The organism is Streptomyces sp. NPDC055140 (assembly GCF_053607285.1).
Genome location: NZ_JBSGTG010000005.1, coordinates 332,869 through 347,444 on the forward strand (window position 1 = coordinate 332,869; position 14,576 = coordinate 347,444).

At 69.8% G+C, this 14,576-nt stretch carries 14 protein-coding genes; 8 read left to right on the forward strand and 6 right to left on the reverse strand.

Features of this window, described 5'->3' with window-relative positions; genetic code table 11:
* Positions 1–23: 23 nt before the first annotated feature.
* Entirely contained in the window at positions 24–686 is a 663-nt protein-coding gene (locus tag ACWFR4_RS13570; RefSeq protein ID WP_453464498.1) for a response regulator, read from the reverse strand.
* 389 nt (positions 687–1,075) lie between these two features.
* Between ACWFR4_RS13570 and pdhA the strand changes: the two genes are divergently transcribed.
* The 4 genes from pdhA to ACWFR4_RS13590 all read left to right on the forward strand — a co-directional run bounded on the left by pdhA (position 1,076) and on the right by ACWFR4_RS13590 (position 5,333).
* Complete coding sequence (gene pdhA, locus ACWFR4_RS13575) at positions 1,076–2,254, forward strand: pyruvate dehydrogenase (acetyl-transferring) E1 component subunit alpha (RefSeq protein ID WP_453464501.1); 1,179 nt, start codon at positions 1,076–1,078, stop codon at positions 2,252–2,254.
* 2 nt (positions 2,255–2,256) lie between these two features.
* Positions 2,257–3,237 (forward strand): alpha-ketoacid dehydrogenase subunit beta, encoded by a 981-nt coding sequence (locus ACWFR4_RS13580; protein ID WP_116512006.1) that lies wholly within the window; start codon positions 2,257–2,259, stop codon positions 3,235–3,237.
* Between the two features lie 10 nt (positions 3,238–3,247).
* Positions 3,248–4,633, forward strand: coding sequence for a dihydrolipoamide acetyltransferase family protein (locus ACWFR4_RS13585; protein WP_453652422.1), 1,386 nt, complete (start codon positions 3,248–3,250; stop codon positions 4,631–4,633).
* 256 nt (positions 4,634–4,889) lie between these two features.
* Positions 4,890–5,333, forward strand: a complete 444-nt coding sequence (locus tag ACWFR4_RS13590) for a hypothetical protein (RefSeq protein ID WP_453652424.1) — start codon at positions 4,890–4,892, stop codon at positions 5,331–5,333.
* Between the two features lie 69 nt (positions 5,334–5,402).
* Here the strand turns inward: ACWFR4_RS13590 and ACWFR4_RS13595 are convergent, their stop codons facing one another.
* A complete protein-coding gene (locus tag ACWFR4_RS13595; RefSeq protein WP_453652426.1) occupies positions 5,403–6,296 on the reverse strand; it encodes a D-alanyl-D-alanine carboxypeptidase family protein in 894 nt (297 codons plus the stop codon).
* Positions 6,297–6,493: 197 nt separating this feature from the next.
* Between ACWFR4_RS13595 and ACWFR4_RS13600 the strand changes: the two genes are divergently transcribed.
* Positions 6,494–7,162 carry a GntR family transcriptional regulator gene (locus ACWFR4_RS13600; RefSeq protein ID WP_453464512.1) on the forward strand — a complete coding sequence of 223 codons (669 nt, stop codon included), beginning with the start codon at positions 6,494–6,496 and terminating at the stop codon, positions 7,160–7,162.
* Complete coding sequence (locus tag ACWFR4_RS13605; RefSeq protein WP_453652428.1) at positions 7,159–8,466, forward strand: MFS transporter; 1,308 nt, start codon at positions 7,159–7,161, stop codon at positions 8,464–8,466. The genes ACWFR4_RS13600 and ACWFR4_RS13605 overlap by 4 nt, the downstream gene beginning before the upstream one ends.
* A gap of 180 nt (positions 8,467–8,646) precedes the next feature.
* Here the strand turns inward: ACWFR4_RS13605 and ACWFR4_RS13610 are convergent, their stop codons facing one another.
* Positions 8,647–9,471: a maleylpyruvate isomerase family mycothiol-dependent enzyme gene (locus ACWFR4_RS13610; protein WP_389524789.1), complete on the reverse strand. Its 825-nt coding sequence runs from the start codon at positions 9,469–9,471 to the stop codon at positions 8,647–8,649.
* A 144-nt stretch (positions 9,472–9,615) separates the two neighbouring features.
* Here ACWFR4_RS13610 and ACWFR4_RS13615 point away from each other — a divergent pair, with 144 nt between their 5' ends.
* Complete coding sequence (locus tag ACWFR4_RS13615) at positions 9,616–10,413, forward strand: carbon-nitrogen family hydrolase (protein WP_453652430.1); 798 nt, start codon at positions 9,616–9,618, stop codon at positions 10,411–10,413.
* A gap of 14 nt (positions 10,414–10,427) precedes the next feature.
* On the opposite strand, the gene ACWFR4_RS13620 is transcribed toward ACWFR4_RS13615, so the two are convergent.
* Both ACWFR4_RS13620 and ACWFR4_RS13625 read right to left on the reverse strand, forming a co-directional pair.
* Complete coding sequence (locus ACWFR4_RS13620; protein ID WP_453464521.1) at positions 10,428–10,922, reverse strand: LURP-one-related/scramblase family protein; 495 nt, start codon at positions 10,920–10,922, stop codon at positions 10,428–10,430.
* Between the two features lie 42 nt (positions 10,923–10,964).
* The gene (locus tag ACWFR4_RS13625) at positions 10,965–11,840 is read right to left on the reverse strand and encodes a YhjD/YihY/BrkB family envelope integrity protein (RefSeq protein WP_453652432.1); all 876 of its coding nucleotides are present in this window, start codon (positions 11,838–11,840) and stop codon (positions 10,965–10,967) included.
* 112 nt (positions 11,841–11,952) lie between these two features.
* Between ACWFR4_RS13625 and ACWFR4_RS13630 the strand changes: the two genes are divergently transcribed.
* Positions 11,953–13,740: a thioredoxin-like domain-containing protein gene (locus tag ACWFR4_RS13630; protein WP_453652433.1), complete on the forward strand. Its 1,788-nt coding sequence runs from the start codon at positions 11,953–11,955 to the stop codon at positions 13,738–13,740.
* Positions 13,741–13,781: 41 nt separating this feature from the next.
* On the opposite strand, the gene ACWFR4_RS13635 is transcribed toward ACWFR4_RS13630, so the two are convergent.
* Positions 13,782–14,495 carry a DUF4232 domain-containing protein gene (locus ACWFR4_RS13635; RefSeq protein ID WP_453464529.1) on the reverse strand — a complete coding sequence of 238 codons (714 nt, stop codon included), beginning with the start codon at positions 14,493–14,495 and terminating at the stop codon, positions 13,782–13,784.
* Positions 14,496–14,576: the final 81 nt, after the last annotated feature.

Genomic DNA, 14,576 nt, shown 5'->3' on the forward strand with positions numbered 1-14,576 from the left:
TGAAAGGGACGTAGGTCCCGAATTCAGTGGCGCTTCTCGGCCTGCAGTCGTGCCACATACGCGGCGGCCTGCGAGCGGCGCTCCATGCCCAGTTTCGACAGCAGACTGGACACGTAATTCTTGATCGTTTTCTCGGCGAGATGCAGGCGCTCCCCGATGACCCGGTTGGTCAGTCCCTCGCCGATCAGGTCGAGGATCTTGCGCTCCTGGTCGGTCAGGTTCGCGAGCCGGTCGTCCTCCTTGGCGCGGCCGCCGTTGCGGAGCCTTTCGAGGACGCGGGCGGTGGCGACGGGGTCGAGCAGGGACTTCCCGGCGGCGACGTCACGGACCGCGTTCAGGAGTTCGTTCCCCCTGATGGCCTTCAGCACGTAGCCTGAGGCGCCCGCCATGATCGCGTCGAAGAGCGCCTCGTCGTCGGCGAACGAGGTCAGCATCAGGCACTTGATCGACTCGTCCTGGGAGCGGATCTCGCGGCACACCTCGACGCCGCTGCCGTCCGGGAGCCGCACATCCAGGACGGCGACATCGGGGCGCGTGGCGGGGATGCGGACGATGGCGTCGGCGGCCGTGCCGGCCTCTCCGACGACTTCGATGTCCTCCTCCACGGAGAGCATCTCGTGCACTCCGCGGCGTACGACTTCATGGTCGTCGAGTAGAAATACACGAATTTTTCCGTCTTCGGACACGCGGCCAGTCTCACATACTGGCTCTTCCCGTGCCCGAGGTGACCGGGATAACGTGCCCGTGTTCCGGCCGCCTGCCAGGCTTGTGACCGGTGCTCCGAACAGTGCTTTGACCGCGTCTGACCAGCGAGTGTTCCGCAGTTGCTCGATTTACTTGGATATCCAAGCAAAATCGCAGGTCAGATGGGGTTTCGCAGATATGTGGGGCACTGGGTAACGTGCATGGTGCAGGGCGCTCGCCGGGACACCTGTCACGCCTTTACCCGGCCGAGTCGCACCCACCCCGTGCGCAGGACGGATCAGGCGAGCCTCCCCCAGGCCCTCGAAAGGCCGGGGGGAGACCCCCAGGCTTTCCCGGCGAACCCGGGGGCCGGACCGACGGAGGAGCACACGTGACCGTGGACAGCACTGCCGCCGCGCGTACGCCGCGCAAGCGCACCGCTGCGAAAAAGTCTGCGAAGAAGTCCCCGGGGGCGGGAGCGCCCGACCTCGTTCAGCTGTTGAGCCCCGAGGGCCGGCGCGTGGAGGACCCCGCGCACGCCGAGTACGCCGCGTTCGTCGAGGACATCACGGCCGACGAGCTGCGCGGCCTGTACCGCGACATGGTCCTCACCCGCCGCTTCGACGCGGAGGCCACGTCGCTGCAGCGACAGGGCGAGCTGGGCCTGTGGGCCTCGCTGCTCGGCCAGGAGGCCGCGCAGATCGGCTCGGGCCGCGCCACGCGCGACGACGACTACGTCTTCCCCACCTACCGCGAGCACGGCGTCGCCTGGTGCAGGGGCGTCGACCCGACGAACCTGCTCGGCATGTTCCGCGGCGTGAACAACGGTGGCTGGGACCCGAACAGCAACAACTTCCACCTGTACACGATCGTCATCGGCTCGCAGACGCTGCACGCCACGGGCTACGCGATGGGCATCGCCAAGGACGGCGCGGACAGCGCGGTGATCGCGTACTTCGGTGACGGCGCCTCCAGCCAGGGCGACGTCGCCGAGTCGTTCACGTTCTCCGCGGTCTACAACGCGCCCGTCGTGTTCTTCTGCCAGAACAACCAGTGGGCGATCTCGGAGCCGACCGAGAAGCAGACCCGGGTGCCGCTCTACCAGCGCGCGCAGGGCTACGGCTTCCCCGGCGTCCGCGTCGACGGCAACGACGTGCTGGCCTGCCTGGCCGTCACCAAGTGGGCCCTGGAGCGGGCCCGCAGGGGCGAGGGGCCGACGCTGGTCGAGGCGTTCACGTACCGCATGGGCGCGCACACCACCTCCGACGACCCGTCGAAGTACCGGGCCGACGAGGAGCGCGAGGCGTGGGAGGCGAAGGACCCGATCCTGCGCCTGCGCACGTATCTCGAGTCCGAAACTGACACGGACGAGGGATATTTCGCGGAACTCGAGGCCGAGAGCGAAGCGTTGGGTCTTCGAGTACGCGAGGTCGTGCGGGCCATGCCGGACCCGGACCGGATGGCCATCTTCGAGAACGCGTACGCGGACGGGCACTCGCTCGTCGACGAGGAGCGTGCCCAGTTCGCCGCCTACCAGGCGTCGTTCATCGATGCCGAGGGAGGCAACTGATCATGGCGGTACAGAAGCTTCCGCTCGCCAAGGCGATCAACGAATCGCTGCGCACGGCGCTCGACACCGACCCCAAGGTCCTCATCATGGGCGAGGACGTCGGCAAGCTCGGCGGCGTCTTCCGCGTCACGGACGGGCTGCAGAAGGACTTCGGCGAGGACCGGGTCATCGACACCCCGCTCGCCGAGTCCGGCATCGTCGGCACGGCCATCGGCCTCGCGCTGCGCGGGTACCGGCCGGTCGTGGAGATCCAGTTCGACGGTTTCGTCTTCCCCGCGTACGACCAGATCGTCACGCAGCTCGCGAAGATGCACGCCCGCGCGCTCGGCAAGATCAAGCTGCCGGTCGTCGTGCGGATCCCGTACGGCGGCGGCATCGGCGCGGTCGAGCACCACTCGGAGTCGCCGGAGGCGCTGTTCGCGCACGTGGCGGGCCTGAAGGTGGTCTCCCCGTCGAACTCGTCGGACGCGTACTGGATGATGCAGCAGGCCATCCAGAGCGACGACCCGGTGATCTTCTTCGAGCCGAAGCGGCGCTACTGGGACAAGGGCGAGGTCGACACCGAGGCGATCCCCGGACCCCTGCACGGCGCGCGCACGGTACGCGAGGGCACGGATCTGACGCTTGTCGCGTACGGGCCGATGGTGAAGGTCTGCCTGGAGGTGGCCGCGGCCGCCCAGGAGGAGGGCAAGTCCCTGGAGGTCCTCGACCTGCGCTCCATGTCGCCGATCGACTTCGACGCGGTGCAGAAGTCCGTCGAGAAGACCCGCCGGCTCGTCGTGGTGCACGAGGCCCCGGTCTTCCTCGGTACGGGCGCGGAGATCGCCGCGCGGATCACCGAGCGCTGCTTCTACCATCTGGAGGCGCCCGTGCTGCGGGTCGGCGGCTATCACGTGCCGTATCCGCCGGCGCGCCTCGAGGATGAGTACCTGCCGGGCCTCGACCGGGTGCTCGATGCCGTCGACCGCTCGCTGGCGTACTGAGGAGAGGGCCGTGACGACATTGACTGACGCTGCGCTGGCCGAGTTCAAGATGCCCGACGTGGGCGAGGGGCTCACCGAGGCCGAGATCCTCAAGTGGTACGTCCAGCCGGGTGACGCGGTCACCGACGGGCAGGTCGTGTGCGAGGTGGAGACGGCGAAGGCGGCCGTCGAGCTGCCGATCCCGTTCAACGGTGTGGTGCGCGAGCTGCGCTTCCCCGAGGGGACGACGGTGGATGTGGGACAGGTGATCATCGCGGTGGACGTCGCGGGTGGATCCGGCTCCACGGCCGCTGCTCCCGCGCCCGTTTCGGTGCCGGAGCCCGCGGCGCCCGAGCCCGAGCCTCAGGGGCGGCAGCCCGTGCTTGTGGGGTACGGGGTTTCCGAGGCGTCGACGAAGCGCCGCCCTCGCAAGGGCGACGTGGTGGCGGCCCCCGCGGCGGTCACGCAGCCCGCGCCCGCTCCCGAGCCGGAAGCCCTGGTGAAGGGCAACGGGCGCCCGCTCGCCAAGCCCCCCGTGCGCAAGCTGGCCAAGGATCTGGGTGTCGACCTCGCCTCGCTCACGCCCTCCGGTCCTGACGGCATCATCACCCGCGAGGACGTGCACGCGGCCGTCGCCCCGGCTCCCGAGCCGGTCGTGACGCAGGCGCAGGCGCAGGAGCCGGTTGCCGCCGCGCCGGCCGTCGTCCAGGACGGCGTCCGCGAGACCCGCATCCCCGTCAAGGGCGTACGCAAGGCGACCGCGGCCGCGATGGTGGGCTCCGCCTTCACCGCGCCGCACGTCACGGAGTTCGTGACGGTCGACGTGACGCGGACGCTGAAGCTCGTCGAGGAGCTCAAGGCCGACAAGGAGATGCAGGGACTGCGGGTCAACCCGCTGCTGCTCATCGCCAAGGCCCTGCTCGTCGCGATCAAGCGGAACCCCGAGATCAGCGCCTCCTGGGACGAGGCCGCCCAGGAGATCGTCCGGAAGCACTACGTGAATCTGGGCATCGCCGCCGCCACACCGCGCGGTCTGATCGTGCCGAACATCAAGGACGCGCACGCCAAGACCCTGCCCGAACTGGCGGCGGCGCTGGGCGAGTTGGTGTCGACGGCCCGCGAGGGCAAGACATCGCCGGGAGCCATGCAGGGCGGCACGGTGACGATCACGAACGTCGGAGTCTTCGGCGTCGACACGGGCACCCCGATCCTGAACCCGGGCGAGTCGGCGATTCTCGCCGTCGGCGCGATCAAGCTCCAGCCCTGGGTCCGCAAGGGCAAGGTGAAGCCCCGCCAGGTCACCACCTTGGCCCTGTCCTTCGACCACCGCCTGGTGGACGGAGAGCTGGGCTCGAAGGTCCTGGCGGATGTGGCAGCGATCCTGGAACAGCCGAAGCGGCTCATTACTTGGTCGTAGGCCCGGCGCCCGTCCGCGGGTTGTTCGTGGCTGGTCGCGCAGTTCCCCGTGCCCCTGCAGGGGCACGGGGAACTGCGCGTTACGGGGCTACTTCTTGAACCGGAGCAGCCAGAGCAGCCTGCTGCGACGGCGGAACCCTCATAGCGAGGGGAACGGCGAAACTGCCCATCAAGGAGGCCGGATGGAAATACACGGGGACCTCGTCGTGACGCGTCGCCTCCGGCTGCGAAGGCGGGGATGGCTATTGGGGTGTGCTGTGGCTCCCACTCTTCTGCTGGTCGCCTGCACCAGCGACGCCGGCACGCCGGAGAGCGAGCGGTCGGCCTCCCACAGCGCGCGCCCCTCTAATGCCGACGGCCAGAAGAAGCTCACCAGCCAGGCCCAGGCCCGGACCGCCATCGACGCCGCAGCGGCAGACGACGTCACGCTGCTGGAAGGTGGCGTCGAGAGCGTCGCGGACGGGGTGCACTCACGACCGACCGTGGACCATGGCCGTTCCTACCGGCTGGCCGTCACCTGCGCGGGCCATGGGGACGCTGAAGCCGTCTTCACGACCGCAGCGGGCGCCATCACCAAAGACATCCCCTGCGACACATCTGTCGTGCTCCAGCGTTTCACCGCCGCGCAGACCATGCGCCTTGACGTCTCCGGAAAGAAGCGCTCGTCCGGGGCGATCGCCTGGCGGATCAACAGGGTCTAGGCCCGGCGAGCGCGACGAGGGGCCCGCCGCGGCGTGCGGCGGGCCCCTCGTTCATCGAGTTGTCGCGGGCTACTTCTTGAAGCCGTAGTCCATGAGCTTCTTCGCGTCCGCCGTGCGGTTCGTGACGGAGGAGGAGGCGAGGACCGTGCCGATGACCGTCTTGCCGTTGCGGGTGGCGGCGAAGACCAGGCAGTACTTGGCCTCGGGGCCGGAGCCGGTCTTCACGCCGATGGTGCCGGAGTAGCTGCCGAGCAGGTTGTTCGTGTTGGACCACGACATGTAGCGGTAGCCGCCGCTCTTCGTGGTGACCTTCTGCTTCGTCGACGTCGTCTTGACGACCGAGCGGAACGTGGAGTTCTTCATCGCGGAGGACGCGATCTTCGTCAGGTCGCGCGGCGTCGAGTAGTTCGAGCCGCTGCCGATGCCGTCGAACGAGTCGAAGTGCGTGTTCTTCAGGCCCATGTCGGTGGCGGCCTTGTTCATCTTGCCGATGAAGGACTTCACGCGGGCGGCGCGCGTGCTGCCGGAGCCGAACTTGTCGGCCAGGGCGTACGCGGCGTCGCAGCCGGACGGGAGCATGAGCCCGTACAGGAGCTGGCGGACGGTGACCTTGTCGCCGACGATCAGGCGGGCCGACGACGCGTTCTTCGCGACGATGTAGTCGCTGTACGCCTTCTGGATCGTGACCTTGGAGTCCAGGTTCAGGTTCGACTGCGCCAGGACGACCTTCGCGGTCATGATCTTGGTGGTGGAGCCGGTGGAACGGGGGGTGTCGGCGGCCTTGGTGAACAGGCTCGTACCGGTCCCGTTGTTCATCACGTAGCCGCCCTTGGCGACGATCGTGGGGGTGGGCAGCGTGGCCGCCTGTGCGGAGGTGGCGAAGCCCCCGCTCGCCAGGACCGCACCGGCGGTCACGATGGCAGCGGCGGATACGCGGCGAATGCCCTTAATGCGGGTTTTCAAGTTGAACGCTCCAAATGCCCCTGGAATGCGGCCACATGAGGGTGCCGCTCGCTGAAGAGACTCATGAGTACGGTAGATGGATGTGCCGGGATACGGAGTATTTCTGGCGAGGGCGCGGCGCCCGTCGTTTCGGGGTGATGCGTCCGCATCCTGGACGGCCTCCGGTGATGCGTACGTGTTGTATCTATGATGTGCGCATGCCTTCAGTGCCCCTGTCCCCCACCGCCGTCAAGCGACCACCGGCAGCCGACCGCGTCTACGACCACGTCAAGCGCAGCGTCCTCGAACGCCGCTACGAGGGCGGGACGTTGCTCACCGAGGGCGAACTCGCCGAGGCCGTGGGGGTGTCCCGCACCCCGGTGCGCGAGGCGCTGCTCAAGCTGGAGGTCGAGGGGCTGATCAAGCTCTACCCGAAGAAGGGCGCCCTGGTCCTGGCCGTCTCCGCGCAGGAGATCGCGGACGTCGTCGAGACCCGCCTCCTCGTCGAGGAGCACTCCGTACGCAAGACGGTCCCCGCGCCGGCGAGCCTGATCGCCCGCCTGGAAGAGCTGCTCTCGCTCCAGCAGGCCCAGGCCGCCGCGGGCGAGTTCGCCGACGCGGCCAGCACCGACCGCTGCTTCCACGCCGAGATCGTGCGCAGCGGAGGCAACGCGATCCTCTCTCGCCTCTACGACCAGCTGCGCGACCGCCAGCTGAGAATGGGCGTCGCCGTGATGCACTCGCACCCGGACCGGATCGCCAAGACGCTCACCGAGCACGAGGAGATCCTCGACGCGCTGCGCTCAGGCGACGCCGAGGCGGCCGTCGCCGTCGTCCGCCGCCACGTCGGCTGGTTCTCGAACCTGGCGCGGGGCGAGGTCCGATGAGCAGCTCCGCCGGCACCGCGTCGCTGCCCGGGGATCCGCCCGGCGGCCGCAGGGCCATGCGCGTCTGGTCCATCGGCGTCGCCGTCTACTTCGTCGCCGTCATCTTCCGTACCTCGCTGGGCGTCGCGGGCCTCGACGCCGTCGAGCGTTTCCACATCAATGCCTCGGCGCTGTCCACGTTCTCGATCCTCCAGCTGCTCGTGTACGCGGGCATGCAGATACCCGTCGGCCTGATGGTCGACCGGCTCGGCACCAAGCGCGTCCTGACGATCGGCGTCGTCCTCTTCACCATCGGCCAGCTCGGCTTCGCGTTCTCGCCCTCGTACGGGACAGCCCTCGTCTCGCGCGCGCTGCTCGGCTGCGGCGACGCGATGACGTTCATCAGCGTGCTGCGGCTCGGCACGCGCTGGTTCCCCGCCCGGCGCGGGCCGCTGGTCGCGCAGCTCGCGGGCCTCGTCGGCATGGCCGGCAACCTCGTGTCGACCCTCGTGATCGCGCGGTTGCTGCACGGCGTCGGCTGGGAAGCTGCGTTCGCCGGCAGCGCGCTCGCCGGAGTCGTCGTGCTGGTCCTGATGCTGCTCTTCCTCAAGGACCACCCGGAAGGCTTCGAGCCGGAGCCCGTGCGGCACACCGGCGGGGCCTTCGTCCGCGGGCAGATCCTCGCGTCCTGGCGCGAGCCGGGCACACGGCTCGGCCTGTGGGTCCACTTCACGACACAGTTCCCGGCGATGGTGTTCCTGCTGCTGTGGGGTCTGCCGTTCCTGGTCGAGGCGCAGGGCCTCTCGCGCGGGACCGCCGGTGAACTGCTCACCCTCGTCGTGCTGTCCAACATGCTGATCGGGCTCGTCTACGGGCAGATCGTGGCCCGGCATCACGCGGCCCGGCTGCCGCTCGCCCTCGGCACGGTCGCCGGTACGGCGCTGATGTGGGGCGTGACGATCGCCTACCCGGGGGACCACGCGCCGATGTGGCTGCTCGTCATGCTGTGCGTCGTTCTCGGGGCGTGCGGGCCCGCGTCCATGCTCGGGTTCGACTTCGCGCGCCCGGCGAACCCGCCGGAGCGGCAGGGAACGGCGTCCGGGATCGTCAACATGGGCGGGTTCGTCGCGTCGATGACCACACTGTTCGCGATCGGGGTCCTGCTGGACGCGACCGGCGACAACTACCGCATCGCGTTCTCCGCGGTGTTCGTCCTCGAGGCGCTCGGGGTGAGCCAGATCCTGCGGCTGCGCCGGCGCGCGGACCGCCGGGAGCGGGAGCGCCTGGTGGCGAGCCGGGTGGAGACGGTGCACGTGCCCGCGTAAGCGGTTCCTGCGTGAGGCTTCTCCGCGTAGACGTACCCGGCCCGAGCCGTACTCCGCCTGAGCCGTACCTGCGTAAGACGTACCTGCGCAAGAAGTCCCCGCGTAAGCGACGGGCCCCGGCTGCCGTCTCCGGCACCGGGGCCTTTCCCGTCCGCTCCGCCGCCCTGGCCCCCGTAAGGGCTACGGCGTCGTGGACAGCGAGTTCAGGATCGCCTGGGCGAGGTCCAGGTCGCCCTCCGTCTTGACCCGGTCGGACACCGCGTCGGGCGTCACGCGGCCGCAGGCCAGCTTGACGTAGGTCTCCCAGTCGAGGGAGAGCGTCGCGGCCGGGCCCAGCGACGGGGCGCCGTCGATCGTGCCGCGCCCGTCCGCGTCGACACGCACCGTGCGCAGGAACTCGACCGGCCCGTGCACATCGAAGACCACCGCCGAGTTCGCGGGCGCAGACGCGTCCTTCGCGACGACCTTCGGCAGAACGGCGAGCAGCATGTCGCGCGTGACGTACGCGCCCGGCGAGTCGAGGTTGCCCGGCCGGCCGACAGCCACGCGCAGGTCCTGCTCGTGCACCCACACGTCGAACGCCCGCTTGCGCATGGCGAATTCGAGGGTCTCCTCCGTGCCGAGCGGCCCGCGCACCATCGCGCCCGGCTCACGCGACTCGTTGCGCAGCTGCCGGGAGCGCCGGATGATCGTGTACTCCAGCTCGGACGTCATCTCGGGCGCCGTGTGGTGGCGCCGCACGTCGACCTGCATCTCCATGTACCGCTGGTGCTCGTTCTGTACGTGGTACAGGTCGCGCGGCAGCGTGTGGATGGGCCGCGGGTCGCCGAGCATCTCGCAGTCGAGGCCGATGACATGGGACACGATGTCCCGCACCGACCAGCCGGGGCATGGCGTGGCCCGGCTCCATTCGCCCTCCACCAGGGGCGTCACCAGCTCGGATATCGCTTCGATGGAATGGGTCCAGGCATCGGCGTAGGACTGAAGACTGGGGTGGAGACTCACGGAACGGGACCCCTCGGGCGGTTGTGGCGCGGGCAGTGGGTGTCTTGGAACGCTAAGTTACGCTGCTGGCAGGCACCCCGGCAGTGCTTTCGTGTGACGATCGTAGGCCCGTGCAGACGGCTCGAATGCCAGGACGGTGGTAGTGTGCGCGCCTCGCTCATCCAGATCCGTGTAAATGATGACGAATCGCCCAATTCTCGTCGGCTGCGGGCCGCTTCGATGGTGCGGGAACAAGCCGGGTCTGCCGACCTCGTCGTCCTCCCCGAGCTGTGGACCACCGGCGCCTTCGCCTACGAGGCCTTCGCGACCGAGGCGGAGCCCCTGGAGGGTCCGACGTACGAGGTGATGGCGAAGGCCGCGAGCGACGCCGGCGTCTGGCTGCACGCGGGCACGATCCCCGAACGCGATCCGGACGGGCCGCTCTACAACACCGCGCTCGTCTTCTCCCCGGACGGCGAACTCGCCGCCGCCTACCGCAAGATCCACCGCTTCGGCTTCGACAAGGGCGAGGCCGTGCTGATGAGCGCGGGCGAAGAGCTCGTCACCGTACGCCTGCCGGAAACCGTCCTCGGCGTCACCACCTGCTACGACCTGCGCTTCCCCGAGCTGTACCGGGGCCTCGTCGACCGGGGCGCCGAGACGCTCCTCGTGTCCGCCGGATGGCCCGAGCGGCGCCGCGCGCACTGGACGCTGCTCGCCCAGGCGCGCGCCGTCGAGAACCAGGCGTACGTACTGGCCTGCGGCACCGCCGGTACGCACGCGAGGGTGCCGCAGGCCGGACACAGCGTCGTCGTCGACCCGTGGGGCCAGATCCTCGCGGAGGCGGGCGCCGGCGAGGAGGTCCTCACCGTCGAGTTCGACGCGGCGGGTGTCGCCGCGACCCGCGAGCGGTTCCCGGCGCTCAAGGACCGGCGACTGGGGCTGGAGCCGCCTCGACGGTGAGGGAGCGTCAGCCGTCAGCCGACCCCCCGCTCCTTCTCCGCCAGGTGGATCACGCACACCGCGATGGCGATGAGCAGCGCCGGGTCCGCGTCCTCACGGATGACGTCGACGCCGTACGTGTCGCGGACCCGGAGCCAGCGGCGTGAGATGTGGGCGAGCATGTCGCCGTCGTACTCGACGACGAACTCGCGGTCCAGGATCTTTCCGCTGACGTCGAGCTCGGTGCCGTCGACCAGTTCGACCCGGTAGTGGTTGCGCAGCAGCGACAGGCGCTTGCGCTTGATCTTGGCGAGGGCCTCGTCGCCGCGCTCGATGACCATCGTGTCGCGCAGGGCGAACATCTTCTCGTGGATGTCGATGAGCACCCGCCCGTCGGGCCCCTTCAGCTCGAAGGTGTCCCGCAGGCGCATCGCCTTGCCGTCGACGAGGAAGGCCTTGTGGCCCTGCTCGTCCTCGATCCAGTAGTCCTCGCCCACCGCGAAGAGCCGCTCTCGAACTTCGTATCTCATACGTCGAAGGGTGCCCAGCCCGCGCGTGAGGACTCTCCCCCCTCACTCGGGCGGCGGTGTCCCGAGGCGGCGGGCGAGGAACGGCTCCTGGGCGATGACGTACCCCGTGGCGATCCCCACGCACACGACCGTGAACAGCACGATGAGCCACGACAGCAGCGTGAACACGAGGCCGAGGGGGCCGAACTCTGCCACTGAGCGGTTCAGTGTCACCGGCATGTAGAAGCGCGACGCCCAGGCGAGAACGACCGCGCCCATGCCGGTCAGGAGGGCGCCCGGCAACAGTGGCAGCCACGGCACGCGGCCGCCGAGCAGCATGTGCTGCGTCCACCACCACAGCAGGGTGCTCGACGCGAACGACAGCGGCAGGCCGAGCCAGGGGCCCAACCCGAACCCCTCGCGCAGCAGCCCCTGGACCACCAGAGCGGCCAGCCACACCAGCAGCCACACCAGCCACCGCCACGCGATGAGGCGCAGACCTGCGGGCGGCACGTGCCAGGCGCGCTCGCACACGCGTTGCAGCGCGCGGCTGCACGAGGTCGCTGACAGCAGCGTGACGAGGACGCCGACGGCTCCCGAGGTCTCGCGTGCGGTGTCGTCGTGTGTCCCGAACACCTGCCGGACCTGGTCGAGGGCGGGTCCGGACAGGCCGAGCGCGTACGTGGCCGACTCGATGAGGCGGTCGCGCACGCCGGTCGGGGCGAACGCGGCGATGACGAAGAGCACGGGGATCGCCGTCAGGAAGGCCTGCGCGGCCAGTCGCGTCGAGGAGTCGAGGAGACTCACGTCCACCATCTGCCGGGTCAGGCGCGTGAGGAACGGCAGCCGCTCCTGCAGCTCACCGGCCCGCGCGGCGCCCCACCGCGTGACCTTGGCCAGGGTCCCGGTGAGGCCGCCGCGCGTGCTGTCGTCCGTCATAGCTGCCAAGCGTCGGTCACACGCCTGCCGCGCAGCGGGCAGACGCGCCGCCGGGACCCGGAGCGGGGGCCGGGCGGAATAGGAACACAGGGGCATGTGGTTGGCTTGAACCATGGCAAAGCGTGCACGTGTCCGAGCCCCCGAGCTGATCGGCAAGGGCGGTTGGATCAACACAGTCGGTGGAGAACTAAGCCTCGCGGATCTGCGGGGCCGCATCGTAATCGTTGATTTTTGGACATTTTGTTGCGTGAATTGTCTGCATGTCCTCGACGAGCTGCGTGAGCTCGAGGAGAAGCACCGGGACACCGTCGTGATCGTCGGGGTGCACTCGCCGAAGTTCGTGCACGAGGCCGAGCACGCCGCCGTGGTCGACGCCGTCGAGCGGTACAACGTCGAGCACCCCGTCCTCGACGACCCCGAGCTGGCGACCTGGAAGCAGTACGCCGTGCGGGCCTGGCCCACGCTCGCCGTGATCGACCCCGAGGGGTACATCGTCGCGCAGCACGCCGGCGAGGGGCACGCCCACGCCATCGAGAAGCTGGTCGAGCAGCTGGAGGCGGAGCACGGCGCGAAGGGGACGCTGCGCCGCGGCGACGGACCGTATGCCGCCCCCGAGCCGGTCGCGACGGATCTGCGCTTCCCCGGCAAGGCGCTCGTGCTGCCGTCCGGGAACTTCCTGGTCTCCGACACGACCCGGCACCAGCTCGTCGAGCTGGCCGAGGACGGCGAGAGCGTCGTACGGCGGATCGGCTCGCCCGGCGACTTCAACGAGCCGCAGGGCCTCGCGCTCCTCGACGACGCGACCGTCGTCGTGGCCGACACGGTGCACCACTCGCTGAAGGCCGTGGACCTCGCGAGCGGGGACATCACGACGCTCGCGGGTACCGGCCGGCAGTGGTGGCAGGGCGCGCCGACCAGCGGCCCCGCCCTCGAGGTGTCGCTGTCCTCGCCGTGGGACGTCGCCGTCTTCGGCGGCAAGGTGTGGATCGCCATGGCGGGCGTGCACCAGCTGTGGACGTACGACCCGGAGACGAAGAGTGTCGCCGTCGCGGCGGGCACGACGAATGAGGGGCTCGTCGACGGGCCGGGGGCCGAGGCGTGGTTCGCGCAGCCGTCCGGGCTCGCGGCGACCGGCGAGCGGCTGTGGGTGGCGGACTCGGAGACGTCCGCGCTGCGGTACGTCGACCTGGACGGCGCCGTGCACACGGCGGTCGGTACGGGTCTCTTCGACTTCGGGCACCGGGACGGCGCCGCCGAACAGGCGTTGTTCCAGCACCCGTTGGGCGTGACGGCCCTGCCGGACGGCTCGGTCGCGGTCTCGGACACGTACAACCACGCCCTGCGCCGCTACGACCCGGCGACCGGTGAGGTCACCACGCTGGCGACGGATCTGCGGGAGCCCAGCGACGCGGTGCTCGTGGGTGGGGACTCCGCAGAAATCGTCGTGGTGGAGTCGGCGCGGCACCGGCTGACGCGGCTGCGGCTTCCGGAGGAGGCCGTGCGGGTCGAGTCGGTCGCGCACCGGACGCAGCGCGCGGCGACCGAGGTCGCCGCGGGCAAGCTGCAGTTGGACGTGATCTTCCAGGCTCCGGCGGGTCAGAAGCTCGATATGCGGTACGGGCCCTCGACCCGGCTCCTGGTCTCCTCCACCCCGCCGGAGCTGCTGGTCGCCGGCGACGGGGCGGACACGGACCTGTCGCGCCAGCTGGTCCTCAACCCGGAGGTGGCGGAGGGCGTCCTGCACGTGTCGGCGATGGCCGCCTCGTGTGACGACGACCCGGCCAACGAGTACCCGGCCTGCCACGTCCACCAGCAGGACTGGGGCGTGCCGGTCCGGCTCACCGAGGGTGGCGCGGACCGGCTGCCGCTGGTGCTGGCGGGGATGGACGACCGGGGCTGATCCGGACTGGCAGAGGCTGACCGGGGCTGACGGAGTGCCGGTCAGCCGGCATACGGGCGCTTGGTGTTCCAGGAGAGCACCTCGATGCCGTCGGCGCGCTTGCCGGCGTACTCCACCTCGCCGGGCGTGACCAGCTTGACGGACTCGCTCGAGTCGTCGGAGTTGTTCCTGACCAGGGACAGGCGGATCGACTTGAAGTAGTCGTCCTCGGCCTTCGTCTCCTGGTAGACGTTGATCGCGGAGTAGACCGTGCCGCCGGGCTGCACGACGATCGGCTGGGCGGGCTGCTGGTCGTCCTTGGCGAGCGGCGCGTCGCCGTTGGCCTCGCCCGGGGTCACGACGGGGAACTTCTGCACGGTGCAGGCCGTGGCGGAACGGTTGACGGCCGTGATGAGCAGGTGGTCGCCCTGCTGCTCGGGGTTCTCGCGCTTGAGGGAGTAGTCGAGGTAGCCGACCTTGCACTCGGTGGCCTTCTTCGCCGCCGTGCCGCCGGTCGTGCCGGTGCCGGTCTGCTTCGCGCCGGCCGCGGCGGCGTCCGTGCCGCCGGAAGCCTTCGACGAGCCGCTGCCCGAGCCGCTGTCGGAGCCGGTGTTCTCGGCGCCGGAACCCGCGGAGTCGGTGGCCGCCTTGTCCGTGGAGGCGGCGCCCGAGTCCTTGGTGCCCTCGCCGCTGTTGCAGGCGGTGAGGGACAGGCTCAGGGCCGCGAGGGCGGCGACGGCGAGGACGGTGCGGGAACGGTTGCGGTGGGTGTTCATGGTGGGCTCCCCCGTGTGAATGGTCCGTGCGAAAGGTCCGTGTGAAGACGGTCCGTGCGTGCGGTCTGCTGTGTGGTCGGC